The sequence below is a fragment of the Pinibacter soli genome (assembly GCF_029961145.1).
GTDB lineage: Bacteria > Bacteroidota > Bacteroidia > Chitinophagales > Chitinophagaceae > Pinibacter > Pinibacter soli.
The window spans coordinates 1,792,016-1,815,063 of record NZ_JASBRG010000007.1 but is presented as its reverse complement, the minus strand read 5'-3'; the positions used below and the strand labels follow the sequence as shown (position 1 = coordinate 1,815,063).

At 40.4% G+C, this 23,048-nt stretch carries 16 protein-coding genes; 10 read left to right on the top strand and 6 right to left on the bottom strand.

The features are described from left to right. Positions 1 to 54: 54 nt before the first annotated feature. Positions 55 to 2,976 (top strand): TolB family protein, encoded by a 2,922-nt coding sequence (locus QJ048_RS17760; RefSeq protein ID WP_282335749.1) that lies wholly within the window; start codon positions 55 to 57, stop codon positions 2,974 to 2,976. A 143-nt stretch (positions 2,977 to 3,119) separates the two neighbouring features. Here QJ048_RS17760 and QJ048_RS17755 read toward each other — a convergent pair whose 3' ends face one another. Beyond that, complete coding sequence (locus QJ048_RS17755) at positions 3,120 to 3,593, bottom strand: META domain-containing protein (RefSeq protein ID WP_282335748.1); 474 nt, start codon at positions 3,591 to 3,593, stop codon at positions 3,120 to 3,122. Positions 3,594 to 3,811: 218 nt separating this feature from the next. On the opposite strand from QJ048_RS17755, the gene QJ048_RS17750 reads away from it, so the two are divergent. Next, complete coding sequence (locus QJ048_RS17750; protein ID WP_282335747.1) at positions 3,812 to 5,341, top strand: T9SS type A sorting domain-containing protein; 1,530 nt, start codon at positions 3,812 to 3,814, stop codon at positions 5,339 to 5,341. Positions 5,342 to 5,389: 48 nt separating this feature from the next. Beyond that, positions 5,390 to 7,387 carry a tail fiber domain-containing protein gene (locus tag QJ048_RS17745; RefSeq protein ID WP_282335746.1) on the top strand — a complete coding sequence of 666 codons (1,998 nt, stop codon included), beginning with the start codon at positions 5,390 to 5,392 and terminating at the stop codon, positions 7,385 to 7,387. A 237-nt stretch (positions 7,388 to 7,624) separates the two neighbouring features. Here the strand turns inward: QJ048_RS17745 and QJ048_RS17740 are convergent, their stop codons facing one another. The 4 genes from QJ048_RS17740 to QJ048_RS17725 all read right to left on the bottom strand — a co-directional run bounded on the left by QJ048_RS17740 (position 7,625) and on the right by QJ048_RS17725 (position 11,554). Further along, on the bottom strand, positions 7,625 to 8,926 hold the full coding sequence (locus QJ048_RS17740; RefSeq protein WP_282335745.1) for a radical SAM family protein: 1,302 nt from the start codon (positions 8,924 to 8,926) through the stop codon (positions 7,625 to 7,627). A 112-nt stretch (positions 8,927 to 9,038) separates the two neighbouring features. Then, positions 9,039 to 9,650: a hypothetical protein gene (locus tag QJ048_RS17735; protein WP_282335744.1), complete on the bottom strand. Its 612-nt coding sequence runs from the start codon at positions 9,648 to 9,650 to the stop codon at positions 9,039 to 9,041. Positions 9,651 to 9,836: 186 nt separating this feature from the next. After that, positions 9,837 to 10,418 carry a hypothetical protein gene (locus QJ048_RS17730; RefSeq protein ID WP_282335743.1) on the bottom strand — a complete coding sequence of 194 codons (582 nt, stop codon included), beginning with the start codon at positions 10,416 to 10,418 and terminating at the stop codon, positions 9,837 to 9,839. A 95-nt stretch (positions 10,419 to 10,513) separates the two neighbouring features. After that, positions 10,514 to 11,554, bottom strand: coding sequence for an agmatinase family protein (locus tag QJ048_RS17725; protein WP_282335742.1), 1,041 nt, complete (start codon positions 11,552 to 11,554; stop codon positions 10,514 to 10,516). A 341-nt stretch (positions 11,555 to 11,895) separates the two neighbouring features. On the opposite strand from QJ048_RS17725, the gene QJ048_RS17720 reads away from it, so the two are divergent. The 3 genes from QJ048_RS17720 to QJ048_RS17710 all read left to right on the top strand — a co-directional run bounded on the left by QJ048_RS17720 (position 11,896) and on the right by QJ048_RS17710 (position 16,122). Then, entirely contained in the window at positions 11,896 to 12,300 is a 405-nt protein-coding gene (locus tag QJ048_RS17720; protein WP_282335741.1) for a cytochrome c maturation protein CcmE domain-containing protein, read from the top strand. A gap of 11 nt (positions 12,301 to 12,311) precedes the next feature. Continuing rightward, the gene (gene ccsA, locus QJ048_RS17715) at positions 12,312 to 14,762 is read left to right on the top strand and encodes a cytochrome c biogenesis protein CcsA (RefSeq protein WP_282335740.1); all 2,451 of its coding nucleotides are present in this window, start codon (positions 12,312 to 12,314) and stop codon (positions 14,760 to 14,762) included. Between the two features lie 178 nt (positions 14,763 to 14,940). Continuing rightward, entirely contained in the window at positions 14,941 to 16,122 is a 1,182-nt protein-coding gene (locus QJ048_RS17710; protein ID WP_282335739.1) for an AIR synthase related protein, read from the top strand. A 91-nt stretch (positions 16,123 to 16,213) separates the two neighbouring features. On the opposite strand, the gene QJ048_RS17705 is transcribed toward QJ048_RS17710, so the two are convergent. Further along, positions 16,214 to 16,618 (bottom strand): OsmC family protein, encoded by a 405-nt coding sequence (locus tag QJ048_RS17705; RefSeq protein ID WP_282335738.1) that lies wholly within the window; start codon positions 16,616 to 16,618, stop codon positions 16,214 to 16,216. A gap of 214 nt (positions 16,619 to 16,832) precedes the next feature. On the opposite strand from QJ048_RS17705, the gene QJ048_RS17700 reads away from it, so the two are divergent. The 4 genes from QJ048_RS17700 to QJ048_RS17685 all read left to right on the top strand — a co-directional run bounded on the left by QJ048_RS17700 (position 16,833) and on the right by QJ048_RS17685 (position 22,996). Continuing rightward, entirely contained in the window at positions 16,833 to 17,648 is an 816-nt protein-coding gene (locus tag QJ048_RS17700; RefSeq protein WP_282335737.1) for a hypothetical protein, read from the top strand. A gap of 119 nt (positions 17,649 to 17,767) precedes the next feature. Beyond that, positions 17,768 to 18,721, top strand: coding sequence for a lipoyl synthase (gene lipA, locus QJ048_RS17695; protein WP_282335736.1), 954 nt, complete (start codon positions 17,768 to 17,770; stop codon positions 18,719 to 18,721). 323 nt (positions 18,722 to 19,044) lie between these two features. Next, on the top strand, positions 19,045 to 20,946 hold the full coding sequence (locus QJ048_RS17690; protein WP_282335735.1) for a transglutaminase domain-containing protein: 1,902 nt from the start codon (positions 19,045 to 19,047) through the stop codon (positions 20,944 to 20,946). 4 nt (positions 20,947 to 20,950) lie between these two features. Continuing rightward, on the top strand, positions 20,951 to 22,996 hold the full coding sequence (locus QJ048_RS17685) for a DUF3857 domain-containing protein (RefSeq protein WP_282335734.1): 2,046 nt from the start codon (positions 20,951 to 20,953) through the stop codon (positions 22,994 to 22,996). Positions 22,997 to 23,048 lie beyond the last annotated feature (52 nt).

Genomic DNA, 23,048 nt, shown 5'->3' with positions numbered 1-23,048 from the left:
AATTGCATGTTATTCAATGTCAATCCCTATTTTGTAACCCAAATTGATAGTAGGTTGACAAAGAATTATAACACATCGATGAATAGCATTACTACTGTTGATCCGCCTTCGGCGGACGCAACAAAGGTCGCTCACTGTTCTACTGTTCGTCCCAAGAAATTTAAGAAGATTCTCATATTGAACGCCGTTCTACTCTTGTTGATTGCAAATAACCTTCTGGCCCAGGTTTTTGGTGGCAATCCTTCTTCAATGCAGTGGCGGCAGGTAAATAATAAAACTGCCCGTGTTATTTATCCGGTAGGTCTCGACAGCGTCGCGCAACGTGTGGCAAATGTTGTGGCTTGTTTTCAGCCATCAATTGCGAAAACAATAGGCGACCGATATAAGCCAGTGAGTATTGTTTTGCAAAATCAATCTTTGATTTCAAACGCCTTTGTTCAGCTTGGGCCATATCGAAGCGAGTTTTATATGACACCTTCGCAAAATAGTTTTGAGCTGGGAAGCTTGCCATGGGTGGATCAGTTGGCGATACATGAATTCAGACACGTGGAGCAATACAACAATTTTAATGTCGGATTGTCGAAGGTCTTCCGCATTTTATTTGGCCAGCAGGGACAGGAACTTGCGAATAGCCTCGTAGTGCCAAACTGGTTCTGGGAGGGCGACGCCGTGTTTAATGAAACACAAACGAGCCTTCAGGGCAGGGGAAGACTACCGTACTTTTTCAATGCTTACCGTTCGCTATGGCAGGAGCAAAAGAATTATTCGTGGATGAAATTAAGGAACGGTTCTTTCCGCGATTTTGTGCCGGATCATTATGCACTTGGCTACATGCTTACGGCGTATGGCAGAGAAAAATACGGAGATGATTTCTGGAAAAATGTTACACACGATGCCGCATCGTTTAAGGGTGTGTTCTATCCATTTCAATTAGCGGTAAAAAAATATTCATCAACATCTTATGAAGTTTTCAGGAATGATGCGATTTCGTTCATGCAGCGGCAACTGACAAATGGTGCAAGCATTTCTACAACAGAGCATTTTCTCGGCGATCAGGAGTTTCCTAATTATTTACCGGACGGAAGGTTGTTGTATATGAGCAGCAGCTACAAACAGATACCACGTTTTGTGATCAATAATAATGGTGTTGAAAAGAAATTGAGGGTGAGAGATATTTCGCTGGACAATTATTATTCAATTCGCAATAATAAACTAGTATACACAGCCTATAGGTCCGATGTGCGTTGGGGTTACAGGGATTACAATGAAATTAAGTTGCTCGATATAAACACAGGTGCCCAGCGCACAGTAACGCATCGATCAAAATATTTCTCTCCGGACATAAATGAAGGAGGCTCGCAAATAGTTGCCGTTGCTGTGTTTCCTGATCAAAGAAATGAATTGCACATCCTCAGTGCCGATTCTGGAAACGTTTTAAAAAGAATTCCAAATAAAGATAAACTGTTTTATACCTATCCAAAGTTTTACAAAAACAATGAGGTTATTGCTGCTGTGAGAGATAGTAAGGGTGAGATGTCTCTGATGATGATCAACACTGACAACAACCAGCACAAAGTATTAATTCCTTTTTCGTGGCACATTATAGGGTTCCCGCAAATAACTGGCGATACTGTTTTCTTCAGTGCTTCTGCGAAAGACAAAGACGAGTTGTTTGCACTTGTGCTTCCCGACGCGAAGCTTTACAAGCTTCAAAGTCCCTTATTGAAAGGCGTTACAGGCAACTATCAATTGGTTTCCGGTAACGGCAAAATGGCATGGGCAAACTTCTCCGCTGTAGGGATGCGGTTGAAAGAAACATCTACGACAAGTGTCACATGGGTAAGTGTAGATGATTTTAATGCACCGAATAGATATGATTTTGGCGTTAATGCCCTGAGCAATAAACAAACAAGCGATCTGCTGGATAAAGTGGGAGATAGCAGTTACCCGGAAAACAAATATTCAAAAGGATATAAGCTCTTTAATTTTCACAGTTGGCGTCCCGCTTTCGAAGATCCTGATTATTACTATTCATTATTCGGAGAAAATGTGCTGAATACCTTTCAATCGGAGATATATGTTGACTATAACCGGAACGAGAAGTATAAGAAAATTGGGTTTAATGCCATTTACGGAGACTTGTTTCCCTATCTATCGGCTGGGGTGGCTTATACGTTTGACAGAAATGGCCTCGGCAAATATCACCGTATTTATTGGAACGAATTGGAAGCAAGCGCAGGGTTAAGTGTGCCGCTGAATTTAAGTAGAGGAAGAAATATTACAAGACTTAGCATAGGAAGTTTTTACAATTACAACAGCTCGTATTTTCAGGGAAGCTACAAAGATTCAATCGGAACAATTGACTATGGATATTTGAATAACACGATCAGTTTTTCAAATCAAATACAAAGTGCGAGGCAGAATATCTATCCGCGATTTGCACAAACGCTGACGCTCAATTACAAAACAGCGATACAGAAATATACAGCCAATCAATTTCTTGCGTCTGCGAATCTGTACTGGCCGGGCCTTTTCATCAATCACAGCTTTGTAATCAACCTTGCGTTCCAGGGGCACGATACGTTGCGTCATCCGTTTACTTTTTCCAATGGCTTTCCTTTTTCCAGAGGTTACCAGGCGGAGAATTTATACCGGATGTATAAATGGGGAGTCAACTATCATTTGCCATTGTTCTATCCTGATTGGGGTTTTGCAAGCATTGTTTACTTTCAGCGTGTTCGGGCCAATTTGTTTTTTGACTACACAAATGCGCAGGACTTCTATAGTAATCGCTCAAAATTTGATCAAAATTTCAGAAGCACAGGAACAGAGATTTTCTTTGATACAAAATGGTGGAATCAGTTACCGGTAAGTTTCGGTATTCGCTATAGTTATCTGTTAGATGATGATAAATTTGGCGGAACAGGTCATAACAGGTGGGATTTTGTGTTGCCAATTAATTTGATAAGCAGATAAACAATTAAGAATTAAGAATTAAGAATGCTTTGTGCCACTGGTATTATTTTCTTCACATTGGTTTCATGCTCAAGAGTAATAAGGCATAATTGCCGGTAAGGAATTCTTAATTCTTAATTTTTAATTTTTAATTCTTAATTAATTTACATCGTTTCCTTCTGCAAAACCTGGCTCATATTCTTCCGGCTCCATTTGGAAAGAACAGTTTTTCCGTTCATCAGGCTCAGTGTGCTGCCTTCAATTTTATAATTACTTGTCAGAAGGAAATTGTGTAGAAAAGCTTTCTCGTCGTAACCCTTACATTCGATTTTGGTGCCTTTTATATTATCGCTGAAACTGAGCTTGTCTTCGGCGGTTGCAAATGTGCCCGAGATATCATTGCATCCATCGTTGCCGCTAAATTGTTTTTTCTTAAGGTTAATGACGAGAAAAGGAAGCTTGCCGGCCGCAGTGTCTGAAGCAAGCACAGGAATCAGATACCAGGCTCCATTCAGTGAAGAGTCAGTAGTTATGCGCATTTCTTTGGCGTATTCATACTGCGTATGTATAACTACGTTAGTCTTGGTGCCATATGGAATTGCCGCAAAAAGTGCAATCAACAAAAATGAGCTGAACATAGTAGTTTTACTATATTACTTCAATTTTCTTGCCACGGATTGATCCTGATCAGCGCAAAAGTTTTGAAATTGAGTTAAATATTAGCGAAAAATATTTTTTGCCCGGCACAATTCCGTTGTAGATTCTACGTTTTATGGTCTAAAGAAAAAATAGTAAGGGCAGCTAATGAAAAACCCTTAGTATTTTATTCTGATTGACCCACGAACCAAATACCAAAATGAAAACCAATACCAAAACTTACCTCGTAAGTGGTCTGGCCCTGTTGCTGCATTTTGTAAGCGCCCATGCACAAGACGCATCATTAATGATAGGCTCAGGCGCCTACTATGTAGGAGGAAACAGTTCTTATAGCGTCATAGCCGGCGATATAAGAACCGATGGTAACATAAATTCCACCGCGGGTAACAACTTCTCTTTCATCGGCACATCTCAACAAAAAATCACTTGTCTCGCCGGCGGCGGTTGTAGCAATGTTTTTAATACTTCCATTTATAATACTGTATTCGGTAACGTTAATCAGAACAACAGTTCCGGTATTCGAATTGAATCTAACGCAAAAGTGTTGGGCTTACACACGTTCAACAATGGTGCCACAGAAATCAGTGAAGGCAACTATTGGCTGGCTAACACATCAGCTACACCATTTGTCAATAACAATAGTATTAGCCGGTTCTTTGTTACCACCGCTCACGGCTTACTCAAACGTAGCAACATTGGCGGTTACGCGCTTTTTCCGGTGGGCACAGCAGCCAACTTAAGCAGCTACACCCCGTTGTCTTTGGCATATAGTGGAACTGCTGACAACTTTGCCGTGCGAGTTATGGATGATATTTATTATGGCTATAATAATATGGTCAATGGAGATCCTATTGGTTTGAAGGTATATAATCTAAGCACTGCTTTCGTTAAGAAAACATGGATTGTAAATAAAGAAACACCTGTAACAGTTTTATCAGACGGATTTCTGGCAAAGGCAGAATGGAACGCTGTAAATGAGGATGTAAATTTTAATCATGCCGCTGCGGGCATTGATAGAAATCATGACAGAACATGGTTCCCTCAAAACGCTCTGTCGGCAACAACCGGAACAGGTCCATATGCATATAACGCAGTTCAGGTTGTTAGCTACGATAACAAATTTTATCCATACTATCCCATAACTGTGAGTTCGATAATTAGTCCACTTCTTGTAACGGGTTTAAAACTTACAGCTTCGCTTAGCAATAATAACAGTGTGACACTTAACTGGCAGACACTTACAGAAGTAAACAGCAATTATTTTATTGTGGAAAAAAGTGTGGATGGTATTAATTATTCAGGCGTCGCAAAAGTAAATGCCACAGGAAACAGCACCTCTTCAAGAAACTATGCAGCTGTAGACAACAACATAAATGCTATCGCAGAAAATATCTTATATCGCATTCGCGAAGTGGATTTAGATGGAAAAATTTCTTACAGTAATGTAGTGTCTGTGAAATTGACCAATGACGCCCGCAGATTGATTTCTATCTATCCAAATCCTGCATTAACAGATATAGCAGTACACTTTAAAAATGCGCCGGGTAATTATGTAGTAAGTGTATTGGATAATAGTGGCCGCGCTATTTCTCAGCAAAGTGTTAGTGTTAGCGGGGTGTTAGAGAAGATTTCAATTGGTAGAAAAGGTTTGGCCGCAGGTGTATATTTTATATCAATAATAAACAAAGCAAACGGAAACGTTCAAACGATAATGGTGAACGTTCTGTAATCCAACATCTATTTAAAACACATAATCTAACCCAAACAATACCACCGTATGAGGAAGTCGTTTTACTATGCATGTGTATTAGCCTCTGCACTATCTGTCGGAAAGGCCCATGCACAAACAGGCATCGCCATTAATGACAATAATGCCACTGCTGATGCAAGTGCCATGCTTGACGTAAGTGTGAACGCAACGGCAAAAAAAGGCTTTTTATTACCGCGCATGACCTCAACACAAAGAGATGCGATTGCATCTCCCGCAAAAGGTCTTTTGATCTACGTGACAACAGTAGATAGTCTTGAGATGAACGTTGGTACCTCAGCTAGTCCAAGATGGGTCGCTTTCGGCAACGGCAGCGGCTGGTTGTTGAAAGGCAATAGCGGAACCAATATCAATACAGATTTTGTAGGAACTACAGATAACCTAGATCTCGCTTTCAGAACAAATAATTTTGAAAGATTGCGTATATCGAATACCGGTAACGTCGGGATAGGCACGATAGCGCCCGGTTACAAGCTTACAGTTGTTGGCGGGGCGGCTAACCCGCTGGCATTGTATGGTGTGCAGGCAGGCACGACAACAACGAATGACAGTGTACTAACTATCAGCAACGGTATTGTAAAAAAAGTTGGTATGAGTTCCTTTGCAACGACAACAACTCCAACCGGTTGGAGCTTGACAGGCAATGCAGGAACATCATCATCAACAAATTTTTTAGGAACAACAGACGACAATTCTTTAGTGTTTAAGGTAAATAACACCCAATCCGGATTTATTGGTAATTCAGCGAACGGTTATGCTGTATCTTTGGGAAGCGGAGCTTCCGTTGCTACTTGGAGCGGTACATATGCAACAGCCATTGGCGCCGGTTCGAGAGTTGCAAATTCCCAAGGAACTGCTATCGGCGGTAATGCGCTAGCTGTTTTAAGTTCAACCGCTGTTGGATACAATGCTTTAACCGAACAAGAAGGAGTCGCTTTAGGTGTAAATACCTACGCCGCAATGGATGGATCTGCGGTGGGTCTATCCGCAATCGCCGGCTATCAATCTATTGCAATAGGTTATAGAGCAGTGTCCCCCAGCCAACAAGGAACAACTGTGGGCGCAGCTGCATCGGCAAGCCAATATCAAACAACAGCAATAGGAGCTAATTCAACAGCTACTGTACAAAGTGGTTCTGCTTTTGGAGCAAATTCCCAAGCAACTGCTTACCAGGCAACTGCACTGGGTTTTGGAGCTTCTGCGGCAGGTTCTGGTTCTATTGCTGCAGGCATCAACGCCTCTGCAGGAGGTAATAACGCTATTGCAATTGGTAACGGTGCTAGTGTTAATGGCTCTGCTTCAAACTCTACTGTAATTGGTTATGGAACATCTGTTTCTAACAACGTTTCAACTGCCACTTTGATTGGTTATGGAGCATCCGCATCTAACAATGCTACAAATGTCACTGTACTTGGAAATGGAGCAGCTGCTTCTAACAACGTTACAAATGTCACTGTAGTTGGAAATGGAGCGACTACTTCTAATAATGTGACAAATGGCATGGCATTAGGTAATGGAGCCATAGTTGGCAGCGATAATACAGTTGTTATCGGAAACGGGACAAATGCTGTTCTTTTAAATAATGGTGCTTACAGTAATTCGAGAGCTCTCGTTGTAGGCAACGGCAATACTAACGGTAACGGCGCTTACCTGACAACAGGTGGTGTATGGACAAACGCTTCTGATAGAAATCTGAAAGAAAGCTTTTCTAAAGTAAACGGTGCAGAAGTGCTTGCTAAGATCATGGCACTTGATGTTACAAAATGGAAATATAAAGGAACAAATGAATACCACATCGGGCCAATGGCGCAAGATTTCTTTGCTGCATTTAGCTTAGGTACTGATGATAAGCACATCAGTTCATTAGATCCTGCCGGTGTTGCTTTGGTAGCAATCAAGGAATTGAAAAAAGAAAATGAAGCGTTAACTAAAAAAGTTGATGATCAACAAAAAATGCTTGAGCAACTGCTGAAAGAAGTAAACGAACTCAAAGCAAAAGTAAAATAAGTTAGATAGTTACTGATATGGATTAGATTGTGCAAGGCCCGCAGTGATGCGGGCTTTTTTAATAATTGAATAACTAAAGGACGGAATTCAAGAGCTTGATTCCTTTAGTTAATCAAATTAAAAAGAAAGCCAGATCTGACTCGATCTGGCTTTTTTATGGGTAAACAAAAGAGTATTTGAGCTTCGAAAGCGCTGTTCAAACCCTAAGTACTCAGTTATTCAATATTCAGTTATTTGTTAATGTGCAAAATCAGCTTCATAATTTCCTTTAATTCTTTCCATTGAAGGATTAAAGTAGCCGAATTTTACTTTAGGAAATTCTTCGTGAATCAGCTCCATTAGCTGTTTTACGCCCAGTATTTCACCTGTTTCATGAACTCCGATCTTACCCATGTACCAATCAGGGTCAATGTTGAAATTGCGCCACTGGATCATACTGAGATCAGTATCGATGATAAGTTTGCGGAGCGCTTCATATTCTTCCACACTGTCGGTCATGCCGGGAAAAACAAAGTAATTGATGGACGTCCAGCCACCAAAACTGCGCACTACTTTCAGGCTCTCAATAATATCTTCAAACTTGTAGTTATTAGGGCGGTAGTATGGTGTGTAGATATGTTCTCTCGCGGAGTTTGTACTTACGCGAATACTATTCAGACCTGCTTCACATAACGCTCTTACCGCATTAGGTTTAGATCCGTTTGTGTTAATGTTAATGCTTCCGCGTTCCGTATGTTTTCTGATTTCAATAATTGATTCACGAATGGTTTCCCACATCAATAAAGGTTCGCCTTCACATCCCTGTCCAAAGCTGATCAATGGATAAGGAGCTGTTTGCAAATGTGGGACGGTAAATTCTACAATCTCTTCTGCAGTAGGTTTGAATGTTAGTCGGTCCTGCGTGGAAACGATTGTTTCATCTTCAGGTTGGAAAGAAATACAGCCAATGCAATTCGCATTACAAGCAGGAGAGGACGGCACGGGGCATTCCCATCTGCTCAGGAAGAAATTTCTGGCAGCAGGGCAATGATAAGTTTGACAACAATTTTCCGCAAGATGTTTGATCAATCTGTTGTGAGGATAAGCCTTCATAATATGCTCCACTCCATACTCGATTTTTCCCTGATCGTAACCGGCACATTCCTGGCGAATGTCTTTTTCAATTCTTACTGCAGGAACATAGAATTTTTCGTTGTGCCAGCCTGCAGCTGTATAACAAAACAGCGGCAGTGTGGGCGCGTCCGGCATCGTTTCGTATGCAGCGATATAAAGACCAGTATGTGCCGGCGGAATAAATGCAGCAACAGCCCAGCCTTTTTCGCAAAGACGCATTTCGCCCGTTTTTACATCTATACCAATACCGCGACGCCCCGGAAGTTCGTATAAATTTCCTCCCTCCGGTAATTCGATCCACTCTTCCACAGGAACGGCAAATGCATCCCAACCGCTTCTTCCTACAACGTACAAAGAAGTGTCTTCAAAAATATTTCCCTTTCCATCACTGTATAAAATGTAAGGCGACGATTGCAACTGCGACATAATCTGTTTTAAATAATTAATGGCAACCGCTAACTCATGCTGATTGGTCAAACAATATGGACCAATCGCAACTATCGTCACATTGTTCTATTTGTTTGATCCATCAGCATTATCAGCCGTTGACCTGTTGTCCTAAATAATAGCGGCAAAATTCGTGAATTTGTTCCAGTTCTTCGAATTCAAGTTTATGTCTTAACGAAAAAACAAGGGTTTTGTTAAACGAGGTTTCTATTGAAATGCTGTCGTATCGCGCATTTATGCGGTCTATTTGCGACCATAAAAAGAATTTTCCTTCAGGAATACCTGAAATAGCGACGCCCGAATGATGAAATGCAAGTCGTTCTGTTTCAGCCGCTTTCTTCTCACAATAAGAAATGTAGCAGTATGCAATGCCGATAGCGAGCGAAGACGCCCCTAAAAACCATTTTCCGTCAAGAAGAAGGAGCGTAGCTACTCCCATAAAAATAATGCATTCAATTATGCGGAAAATGAGATTGATTTTCGGAAGATCCTGCGCAAGATTGCGGCAAGTAAATAAAAGCAGTAAAATATCGGCTGCAATAATGATCTGGCACCAGAGAAAAATGGCATTGCCTCCTAATTTGTTATAAAGCGTTACCGCATTTATAATAATGAGCAACGCCGCAAAAAGGTGAAATCCGCGGCCTGTTTTTTTGAGTGTTTCGAACTCCGGATGAATGATATCAATAGCAAGAGCGTTCATAAGAGGGTAGTTTCCTATTAAGATACGCTTTTGCTAAAATTCCATAAAGTTTTAGTTAATTGAAAATTGAAAGTTGAAAACGAAGTGCTAAGTCATAGACTTAACGATCAAAATTGAAAATGCGAAAGGTCGGGTATTTTAAACTATGTTCCACCTTTCGCATTTTCAATTTTCACCTTTCAATTTTCAATTATTTCTTGCCAACTGCACTCTACAAAACTCATTAAACTCGTCCTCATCTGCTTCCGGATCGTCGTCGTCGAGCACTTCTTTTTGAATGAAATGGTTGTTATGAAAATCGAGTGTAAGAAGATTATCTTTTAAAACAACGTTGCTAAGATCTTGCCAGTAATAGATTTTATTGAATAGTGAGTTTATAACAATTCTGTCTTCACTAAAACCTATTTCCTGTGGTCTTTTAGCCTGGTGTTCCAGGAAGAACATCGCCACCAACAAAATAGCCATCCAATGCAGGTAAGGCATGCTGACCCATGTAATCGCAGCCAAAATAAAACCAGGTTTGAACCAGGCCTTTTTTTGTCTTTTCTGTTGTACCAGGTTCCACACAATTACAGAAGCAACAGCCGCTGCACCAATAAGCCAGGCAATGTTTCTATCTGGAACGATAAAATAACTAAGGACAAAGAAAAAGATGGAAATCAAGCTGACAAATAATCCCGTAAGATTAGCATAACGGGCATTATCACTTTTTAGAATTACAACGTAAGGAAATACTTCGCCGCTACTATTTTGTGTGTCTATTGACATTGAAAAGAGTTTAATGCTTTATGCTTAACGCTGAATGCCTAACGCCTAACGCTTAACGCAACACGTCTAAATGTGCCAAGTGCTTGCTGTTTTCGTTAGTTGCTTGCCAATAAAACGTTGCAAAGCTTGTACAAAACACGTGCTCCAACATTGGAATCCCATTCGTATTCTCCAACGCCTATTTCATTAAGGTCAAAGCCGATTATTTTGCGTCCGCTTTCTTTGATTTTTTTAATCAGGTAGAATATTTGTTCTGTCTCAAAACCACCCTGAACCGGAGTGCCGGTGTTAGGACAAAGTTTTGGATCGAGACCATCAATGTCAAAGCTAATAAAAATCTGTTGAGGCAAATGATGGATCAGTTCATCAACAATTTGTTTCCATGTTTGCCCCTCGTATAAGCGCTCTTTAATGTCTTTGTCTAAATATGTAACAATGCGATAGTTGCTGTTGCAAACATAGTCCCACTCTTCGTCGCAGAAGTCTCTAACACCCAGCTGAACCAGTTTTGTTATCTCAGGAATTTCTGTCAACGCATTGTACATTACGCTGGCATGAGAATATTTGAAGCCTTCATAAGATTTGCGCAGATCGCAATGCGCATCAATTTGCAGCATTCCGAAATCGCCATGTTTCTCAGCAATGGCTTTAAAAAAGCCGAGAGGAGTGCTGTGATCTCCGCCTAGCAAGCCAACCAGTTTATTTTTATCAAGCAATTGTTTTGTGTGCTGATAAACCCAGTCATTTAGAAAAATCCCCCCCTCGTTAATATCTTTAAGTGACTTGCACATAAAGCTGTTTTTTTCCACAATACCGCCCTTGGTAATATAATCTATGTACAGTTCAGCTTCTTTTCTCAGATAATCACTTTTGATCAGGATTTTTTTATCCATTGGGCGCATGTAGATGCCTTTCTTCCACATGTCCTTATAATCGAAATCAAAAAGGTCGACCTGCAGGCTGGCCTTGAAAACATGTTCAGATGATCTTGCAGTGCCCGCTGCGCAGCTTACCGTTACCTCCCACGGAATGGGTAAAATAACAAGCTGGGCATCATCTTCCGTAAAGGGAAGTCCGAAAATATTATTATTGGGGTTGCCCGGACTGTTGGGATCAAAGTTTGAAAGGTCTGTCATGATTTTATTAAAATGCTGCGCAAGTTACAGTAGTCTTACTAAGTGCCAAAATGAATAAATCGTATTTTTCATACATTGGCTTGCAACAGTCAACCCTAATGCTTCTAATAGTCAATGTTTTATAATGAAAATAAAAATATTTTAAATTTCTATACATGATTTGGTTCAATTTTATTTTAACATTTATCATCCGTAGCTTGTTGATTATTCACTTATTTACACAGGTGAAAAATGTTGACATTGACTACTATAGCAGAAAATCGTTAAAAAAAGCATCAACTTTCAAACTAAACGTTAACACATGGCTTTTTGAACTAATTTTGCGGACGAAATTGGCGCTCATGAAAAAAACTCACATTATCATCCTCATTCTAATTGCCGTAGCAATCGCTGTTTTGGTTAGTTATATGGGAGATTTGACGACCTATGACACAATCGCATCAGCTAATCAAAAAGAAGGCAAGTTCGTACATCTTATAGCAAAATTGGATTTGAAACAGCCGGTGCAGTACGACCCAGTTAAAAATCCTAATTACATGACCTTCACCGTATTGGATTCACTAGGGGGAAGCGCCAAAGTAGTTTATCATAACTCTAAGCCAACTGATTTCGAGAAGAGTGAACGATTGGTTTTAAAGGGTAAAATGCAAAGCGGACAATTTGAATGCAGCGAAATTGTAATGAAATGTCCTTCGAAATATAAAGATGATCCTAACGCCGCGAAGAAAAATCTTACTTCTAATTAATCCGCAATTACATGCAATACATTGGTGAAAATTTGTTGCCCGGTCAGCTTGGGCACTTTTTTGTTGTGCTTTCCTTGATCGCTTCTTTGGTTGCAGCTATTGCATACTTAAAAGCTTCTAATGCACTCATACCCGAGGAGCATAACAGTTGGAGAAAACTGGCGCGTGTTAGCTTTTTCATTGAAGCCGGTTCTGTATTCGGAACCTTCATCGTCATATATTATATCGTTTCCTCTCATTCATTTGAATATTTCTATGCATGGAACCATAGTAGCACGTCGCTAAGTGTTAACTATCTCCTGAGTTGTATCTGGGAAGGACAGGAGGGAAGTTTCCTTTTATGGGCCATCTGGCATTCTATAATTGGATTGATACTTATTTCCAAAGGTGGTAAATGGGAAGCTCCTGTAATGACAGTGATCAGTTTTGCGCAGGTCTGCCTCGCCACAATGATCATCGGTATTTATCTGGGAGACGCAAAAATCGGCAGCAATCCATTCTTACTAGTGCGCCAGCACTTTCAGGATGCGCCAATCTTTCAGCGTGCAGATTATTTGAGCATTCCTCAAATGAAAGATGGGCAAGGCCTGAACCAGTTGCTACAAAACTATTGGATGGTAATTCACCCGCCGATTTTGTTCCTTGGTTTCGCATCTACGATCGTTCCGTTTGCATTTGTCATTGCGGGTCTCTGGAAAAAAGATTACAGCGGTTGGACAAAAATCGCATTGCCATGGACCTTGTTCTCCGGTGTTATTTTGGGAACCGGTATCATGATGGGTGCGGCCTGGGCATATGAATCACTGACATTTGGTGGTTTCTGGGCCTGGGATCCTGTGGAGAATGCTTCGCTTGTACCATGGCTGGTAATGATAGCAGGTTTGCATACCCACGTTATCTTCAATGCTACCGGACACTCTCTCAGAGCTACTTACATTTTCTATATTCTAAGTTTTGTATTGGTTCTATACTCTACGTTCCTAACAAGGAGTGGCGTATTGGGAGACAGCTCCGTGCATGCATTCACCGACTCTGGAATGAACCTCCAACTGATGTTATTTATTGTGGTGTTCTTTGTGCCTGCGATTTATCTGATGGCAAGAAATTATACAAAGATTCCGCACGTTGCAAAAGAGGAAAGTTCCTATTCCCGTGAGTTTTGGATGTTTATTGGTGCGCTGGTCCTGTTTTTATCAGCAATGGTAATTACATGGCAAACATCATTCACGCCTATCTATAATAAGATTACCGGCAAAACAACTGCAATGCCCGAGGACCCTGAGTTTGCATTCAACAAGATCCAGGTTTTTGTTGCCATTGTGATTGGTGTGTTGACAGCCATTACCCAATATCTCAAATACAAAGACACTCCGCGTGGTACAATTTTGAAAAAGATTGCCGTTCCTACTTTGATAGCGGCAGTGCTTTCACTTTGCATCAGCATTTTCAGCGGCATAGAATATAACAAACAGGGCATCGGATTTTTAGGTTCTATTCACGTTGCATTGTTTGCAGCTTTATATGCAATAGTTGCAAACATGAGTTATATCTGGAGCGGGTTGCATGGAAAAGTAAAAGCAGCGGGTGCTTCAGTTGCGCATATCGGTTTCGGCCTGATGCTGGTTGGTATTATAATCGCTTCTTCCAATAGGAAAGTTTTGTCCATCAATACAACAGGTATCAATTTGGCATTTGACCCTAAGTCGAAAGAAAAATCTTTGGAGAATCTCACATTGGTCAAAGGGTTACCAACAGACATGGGCAAATACATGGCGACGTACGAGAGCAACGACTCCACAAGCCGTCACGGAACTGTGATGTACTTCAAAGTAAACTTTAAGGATAAGAAAAGTAACGAGGAATTCAATCTTTATCCAAACCTGATCCGCAATACAAAGGGGCAGCAAGGATTTTCTAACAACCCGGATTCTAAACATTACTTTGGAAAAGACATCTTCACATACATCAGCTACGCAGATGATATGGATAGCGAGAAGGACACAACATCGTTTAGAAAGTATCCTGTAAACGTTAGTGATACTGTGTTTTACTCCAATGGTTTCTTTGTAGTGAATAAAGTTGTTCCAAATCCCAACAACGATAAATACAAATTCACTTCCGGTGATACGGCTGTGATGGCAGACATAACTGTGTTTTCGAAAGATGGCCGTCAATACAAGGCCCGCCCTGCATTTTACGTAAAAAACAACCAGGCTAATTATACACTTGATACCGTATTTGCACAAAACCTTGCAATAGGTTTTGGCAGAATCCTGGAAGGGGGTAAAATAGAACTGGAAGTAAAAGAATCAACCCGCATGGTACCGTTTGTAGCACTGAAAGTGTATGAGTTCCCGCACATCAACATACTGTGGATCGGAACGTTCGTCATGATCATCGGCTTCGTAATGAGTATGGTTTTCAGGCTTAAGCAGAGCAACCGATTGAAAGTGGCGAAGTAATTGAAAATTGAAAATGTTCAATAAGTTGATGGCAGTCCTCCAAAGGCTGCCATTTTCATTTGCAATTAATCACCGCAAATCATGACAATAATGAAAATCTGCGTTCTCTCTCATTTTCAACTTTCAATTTTCAATTTTCCATTGAAAAAAAACTAGTTTTGCCGCTCAAATCGAATTCATGTCTTTATACAATCAGCGCGGCGTATCTGCCCAAAAAGAAGAAGTACACAAAGCAACAGAAAAGTTAGATAAGGGTTTGTATGCCAATGCTTTTTGTAAAATTTATCCGGATTTTTTGGGTAACGATGCCAACTGGGTGAACCTTATGCACGCGGATGGCGCCGGTACCAAGAGCATTCTTGCGTACTTGTATTGGAAAGAAACAGGCGATTTGTCTGTGTGGAAAGGTATCGCACAGGATGCGATCGTGATGAATATTGACGACCTGCTTTGCGTGGGTATTCACGATAACCTTCTTTTTTCTTCTACGATTGATAGAAATAAACGCATCATTCCCGGTGAAGTGCTGGAAACCATCATTAACGGTACACAAGAGTTTTTCGACGAAATGAAAAACTACGGAGTGAACATCCATTACCTTGGCGGCGAAACTGCAGATGTTGGAGATGTGGTAAGAACAATCGCTGTAAATGGTACCATGACTGCACGCTGGCCAAAAGATAAACTGGTTACCAACGATAAAATTCAAGCTGGTGACGTAATCGTAGGCGTTGCAAGTTTTGGTAAAGCGAACTTCGAAACAGCATACAACAGTGGTTTGGGAAGTAATGGTTTGACAAGTGCACGTCATGATTCTTTACATAAAACATATGGTGCACGTTTCCCTGAATCCTATGACACAATGCTGGATGAAAGTGTTGTGTACATCGGGCCACACAGAATGACCGACGAGATAGAAGTGGAAGGTTTTGGTAAAATGGACATCGGGCATTTGTTGTTAAGCCCTACTCGTACCTATGCGCCTTTCCTTAAAAAGCTGCTGACAGAAAATTTGGAAGCGGTTCACGGCCTGATCCATTGTAGTGGCGGAGGACAAACAAAATGCATGAAATATCTTCCTGACAATTTCAGGATTATTAAGGATAATTTATTCGAAGCGCCGCTTATTTTCAAACTCATCCAGGAAGCTTCGCATAGCGATAACCGTGAAATGTACCAGGTTTTCAACATGGGCCACCGTCTTGAAATCTTTACCCCGGGCGCCAGTGCAGAAAGCATGATAGAAATGGCCGCATCATTCGGCATGGAAGCTAAAATTGTAGGAAGAGTAGAGTGGAATGATAAGAAGGAATTAGTGATTAAGTTGCCGCAGACGGAAGAACTTATCTATAATTTCTAGTTGAAAATGGAGAGTGGAGAGTTGAGAGTTAAAAATGCATAATTGCATCTAAAGAATTCTCTATTCTCCATTCTCTATTCTCAACTTTCAACTACCACTCATACACAATATTCTGTTCAAGCTCCCCGCTCAAACTCTTCGCTACCGGGCAATTGTTTCCCGTTCTCTCCAGGATTGTTATATCTTTTTCAGATAAATTCAGCGTTTTAGGAAATTTCAAGGTCACATCTATTTTGCCGATGCGACGCGGATCTGCCAGCATGTATTTTTGAATGTCAATGGTAGTGCCATCCAGCACAATGCCCATTTCATTGGCTTTGATCCCTATTGTCGTAATTATACAGGTTGCCAGCGCCACACAAACAGTATCCGTAGGCGAAAAACGTTCTCCTTTGCCCTTATTATCGGTAGGAGCGTCGGTTTCTATTACTGTGCCACTTTGGTTATGGGTTACTTTGCAACGCAAATTTCCCTCGTAAATAACAGATGCAGTCATTATCAATTTTTGCCCTAAATTTACCTACATAAACGCTTAAGACTTATCTTGCTACGATAATTTTTTTATAAGGAAATATTGTGCGAGATTGTAGGTAAGTTGTAAGTAATGAGTATTAAGTAATAAGTATGAAATGGGTTTGTCAAAAAAACGGCACTGCGTATAACTTATAACTCAAAACTTATAACTCAAAACTCATAAAATAATTCACCGGATGAAAAAAATACTGTTGCTACCACTGGGCTTGTTAGTATGCTTGTGTACCATGGCGCAAAACCAACCGACACAACCCGCAAAACAAAGCGCTAAAGCAAGCAAGAAAGCAAAGGAAAACAGTAAGGCGCGACTGCATGAAGAAGATGAAATTATTTTTAATAAACATAGCGCCTTTGGAATAAAACTATGTACCGATGGTTACGGGATTTCTTTTGAAAAAGGCAAATATAAAACGCCACGCAAAACTACCCTTTTGCAATTCGAGTTTAACGAGAAGAAGCATCCGAAGGAAGAAAAGCAGTCTATTGGTGTTGATGCGTTCGGACAGTTGAACCAGGCGATCTACGGCAAAATCAATAATTTTTATCAGTTCAAAGTAGGCATGGGTCAGCAATATCTTATTGGAGGCAAAGGCAATAAAAATGGTGTTGCAGTTACTGCGATAGGTGCGGGTGGTGTTTCCGTAGGATTGATGAAGCCTTATTATCTCGACGTTGTAGATGCTTCTACCAGGCAAACAGTGAGCGTACCATCCAAAGATTTTTACACAGATACATCTGGTGTATATGAAAATGTGGTGCTGGGAAGTTCAGGACCTTTTAAAGGTTGGGGAAAAACGAAATTTGCTCCGGGGTTACATGCCAAAGCCGCATTGAGATTTGACTACGCGAAATTCAATCCCACTATAGCCGCAATCGAAGCCGGCGTAAACGCAGAATATTATTTCACTGATATCGAACAGATGCTGGCGGTAAAGGAAAAAAAGTTCTTTTTCAACGCTTATTTAACAATACTGTTTGGAAGGCGTAAGTAACGTACTTTTGCAAAATGAATTTGCCTTTGGTTCAAGGGTAAATTTCCCATTTATCGATTGTTTGTTGCATTAAGTCATTGAAATTGAATTAAATAGTCCCGATCGCAGATCGGGAGATCATGGAAAAAGGAAAAGCTATGCAGGAATTACCTATTGTCTCAAATATAGTTGAAACTGAATCTAAGATTAAAAAGCCCAATTGGCTGCGCGTAAAACTTCCTACAGGAGAAAGCTACAAACACGTACGCGGCCTTGTTGATACCCACAAACTTCATACAATTTGCGAAAGCGGAAACTGCCCTAACATGGGAGAGTGCTGGGGGGAAGGAACGGCAACCTTTATGATTTTGGGTAACGTTTGCACCCGCAGCTGCGGATTCTGTGCTGTTGCCACCGGACGCCCGGATCCAATTGATTGGGACGAACCACAGCGAGTGGCAGAAGCAATTCACCTCATGAAAGTGAAGCATGCCGTTATTACTTCCGTTGACAGAGACGAGGTAAAGGATGGTGGTTCTATCATTTGGTACAATACCATTAAAGCAGTGAAATTATTGAATCCGGATACAACGTTGGAAACTTTGATCCCGGATTTTAAAGGAGAAACAGAAAACATTCAACGCATTATAGACGCCGCTCCCGAAGTGGTTTCCCACAACATCGAAACGGTTGAACGTCTCACGCGGAAAGTGCGCATACAGGCTAAATACTGGCGCAGTATGGAAGTGTTGCGTACCTTGAAAGAAGGAAGCATGCGTACCAAAAGCGGCATCATGCTTGGTCTGGGCGAAACAAAAGAAGAAGTTATCCAAACAATAAAAGATCTTGCGGCAAGCAATGTAGATGTTATTACAATTGGTCAATATTTGCAACCAACTAAAAAGCATTTGCCTGTTCAGCGCTTTGTGCACCCCGATGAATTTAAAGAGTACAGGGAAATAGGCTACGGACTGGGCATTGACTATGTAGAAAGCGGTCCGTTGGTTCGCTCAAGTTACCATAGCGAAAAGCATATTGTTCCAGGCTATGGCAGACAAAAATGGGAAGAAGAAAAAGCTATGCTGATCGCATAAAAAATATGATCTTATTTAAATGGGCCGCAAAATATTTTGCGGCTTTTTTTATCATTAAAGGATTCATAGAGTTACGCTTTAATTATTTAATAATGTTCAAATAGTAACCGGCATTATTGTTTTAATAGCCAATACATTTTATTTTGCCATACTAAAAGCTGTTTAACCAAAGCCTTGACTGCAATGACCCTTACTCGCCGAAATTGATCGTTTTTCACGACGAAGAACTAAATATTCCCGCCTGTATATTGTTGCACAACAGTAAGTGATTAAATGCGTTAAATAGCAGATCAATTTTCGAACATCGTAAACCTTTAGAACCAGTGAACTTACTGAATACCGCTTTAAAGAAAACAGCTATTCTTTCCCTAAGCTGTTTGCCACTTATAGCTTTTTGCCAGGATTACCCCAAAATGGCAAAAGACCTGCAACAACAATTCAAAGAGGATAAAGTATATGTCATTGGCACAGCCACAACCTATGAATTTTCAAAAGACAGTAAAGTAGGAGCAAAAGTGGAGATAACCGGCGATGAAGATTTGCTGTCATTGCGATACAATGATGGAATAAACATTCTGCAGGTTTATGACGGTAACTCAAAAATTGAAAAGTTCTACGCGGAAAGCAACCTGCATCAAAAAGCGCCGGATGATAAAAAAGTTTGTGGCACTTATACCAGCGATGGATTATTTTTCGATGATAGCAAATTCTGCGGTCATCAGCTAAGGTTAAAAGAAGTGGGAGAGGTATGGCATTCGCATTTTGAAAAGAAGATTTACGATGCAAAATATTTGAGCACCATTTTTTTCCCGTCTTCATATCCAACTGCGGAAAAAAAGATAAAGCTAATTATACCCCGGGAGCTGGATATAGAGATTAAAGAATTCAATTTCGAAGGCTATTCCATAAAAAAGTCTGAAACAGCTGATGGCAGCGACAGGATTATTGAATACACTGCTAAAAAGTTGACGGGAATGAAAACGGAGCGGGCGGAACGCGGTATGCAATATACTTATCCGCATTTGCTCATACTTCCAAAGTCTGCCAATGTTTCGGGAAAGCAAATGATGATACTGTCTTCAAATGCCGATCTGTATAGTTGGTACAGCGGACTTGCAAGTCAGCTGCAGCCCGACAGGCAAGCGCTTCAGTCAACCGTTAATCAGCTTGTAAAAGATAAAAAAACGGACGAAGAAAAAGTAAAGGCCATTTACTATTGGGTGCAGGACAACATTCGTTACATCGCTTTTGAAGATGGTGTGGCTGCGTTCAAACCGGATGAGGCGCAACATGTATTTGAAAAGAAATATGGTGATTGTAAAGGCATGGCAAATTTAACCAGGGAGATGCTCAAAGCTGCAGGTTATGATGCAAGGCTAACATGGATAGGCACACGACATATTATGTATGAATCAATCCCTACACTTGCTGCCAACAATCACATGATTTGCACTTTGTTCCTGAAAGGAAAAGAATATTTCCTCGATGGAACAGAGAAATATGTTCCGTTTGGAGAAAACGCTTTGCGCATACAGGGGCGTCCTGCAATGATTGAAGATGGAAATAAATTTATCGTTGAAAAAATTCCGGTTGCTGACGAAGATGCAGATGTAAGAAATATTACTGCAACCATTAACGGCGAAGCGCTTGAAGGAAAATGTACCGTGACTTTAAAAGGAGAATCAAAAAAGAATTTCCTTTATCAATATCATTACACAAAGAACGACGATAAATCGGAATGGGTGAGCAGTTTCGCTTCCGATGGCAATGACAAGATCAAAATCACCAATCTGAAGCTGCCCGATCTTGATCAAAGAGAAGGGATGCTTACATTTGATTGCAACTACTCTTATCCAGGTGCTGTAAGTTCTTTTAACAATGAATATTATATTGATCTTGATCCTTCAAAAAGTTTTCAAAGCTGGGTGATCAAAGATGACCGGCAAAGCGATGTTGATTTTAAAGAAAGAATTCACGAGAAAATAATAGTAGTATTAACCATTCCACAGGGTTACAAAGCGGCAACACTTCCTGATAACATCAACATTAAAGAACCGGAATTTTCTTTTAGTGTTCAGTATAAACAAGAAGGTGATAAAGTGATTTACACAAAAGAACTGAACATACCCGAAGGGGTAATTCAGAAAAAGAATTTTGCTAAATGGAACAACGCTGTTAAAGAACTCACTAAATCTTATGATAACCAAATAGTCCTTAAAAAGTAACTCTATGAAGAATGTATTGCTTACGTTAGGTTGTAGCGTGATGTTAAGCTATGCTCTTTTTTCCCAAACCGAAAAAAAAGTAAAGGAACAAATGTGGGACGAGGCACCTGCTGAGTTTAAAGTAACCAAAGTGCCGGAAAAGTGGAAGAATGAATCTGCTGTATTGATAGCAGTTTTGCGTGAGCATTCATGGGAAACCGCAAAGGCTGGTTACAAGGAAACGTTTAATTCGCACTACCGAATAAAGCTGCAGGATAAAGCAGCGGTTAAGGAGTTTTCCGAGTTGTCGTTCAATAACAACACCGTTAAAACAAATTTATTCGGGAAGACCCTTCGATACAGAATTCTCGGCATCAAAGTAATCAAAGCAAACGGAGGCGAAAAAGAAATTGATCTGAAAGATGCTGTGAAAGATGATGCAGGTAGCGGCAAAGAATTGAAGATTCCTATTCCGAATCTTGAGCCAGGTGACATTATCGATTATTTCGCAGCACTGAAAGATGAGAACAGTTCTTCTTTAAGCGATGAAGAATTATTGGAAATGAAATATCCGGTAATAAAACAAACACTGCGTTTTAATCTGTACGATAAACTGGAGCTTACTTATAAAAGCTTCAACGGTGCTCCGGAGTTCCAGCGATCGTTTGGCGATGGATGTGTGGTGTATACACTGGAAGATAATATGCGTGAAAAATCTCCCGACCTTTTGTGGGACTATGATTACAGAACTGCGCCGAACTTCAGGTACCGCATTAAAGCCAGGCAGGTATCTCCCGATGCAAAAACGTTGGCTGTAAATACCTTGAACGATATCAGCAGATTTCCCGGCATTGACATCGGCGTTGTTGTTGATTACATGAAAGGAAATTTCAAAGGTGAAACTGATCAAAAAAAGATCACGTACGAATTGTATAACCTTCTCCGCAACCCACTTTACCTAAAAGCCTATTTTGGAATTCAGCAGGGAAATCCATTGCGACTGGACAATTTGCCAATGGAGTTTTTCCTGGTAATGAGTCAATGCCTTAATAAATACAAGATCAGCCACGATCTTATGCTGGCGCCTTCGCGCAGCTATGGGCCATTCCCAAATCTCGTGAATCTCTCGTCTTGTGATATGGTGATTCGTGTAAATACAACGCCCAAAATTTATATCACAAGGCCAACGCCATTTTCTATTGCAGATGAAACAGGTTATCAATATGAAGGAACTAACGCTGCTGTGAAAAATACAATCGATAATCTTGACACGGTTGGTACATCTTCAAAGGAGCAAAATATCACCAACATGCAAATAAAAGTTTCTTTGGATGATGCTGATAAAACTAAAATCAACATTCAAAGAGACGTTGTGGCGAAGGGTCACACAAAAGAATATCATCAGGGATTGGTGGTTACAAACTATGATTATCTTAAAGCGTATGATTTGCCTAAATACCAGGTGGAGAGATCTCGATTGATGGGCGGCATCATAAAAGAATACAACAAAGAAAAAGACAAATACGAGCAGCGCCTTACAACCGATTACAACGAAAGAGACAAAAGGATAAAGGACGAGATTGAATCTGAAATGGACGTAAAGATCTCCAACTTTAAACTCAACTTAAAAAGCATAGGCATGTGGGAAACGCAGCCAACGACTGAATATTCGGAATCTTTTACCATTGAAAATCTGACCAAAAAAGCAGGCCCGAATACAATCATTGAACTTGGAAAAGTGATAGAAAAACAATTGGAAATTAAAGATGATCAGTTGAAAAGAACAAGGGACATTTACATGGCTTATCCAAGAACTTTTTCTAATGACATCGAGTTCGCGATTCCCGATGGTTACTCTGTTGAAGGTGTAGAAAATTTCAACATCAAAATCGAGAACGCCGCCGGTGCCTTTGTTTCAACAGCCAAAGTAGAAGGAAAAAATCTCGTAATACATACAACGAAATATTACATCAACAACTTTTATCCCGCGTCTGACTGGACAAAAATAACAGCGTTTACTAAATCAGCGCAAGGGTTCTATAATGCGAAAATATTGTTGAAGAAAAATTAATAATTAATAAAGAATAATTAATAATGCCGCATTCGTTTTTGAATGCGGCATT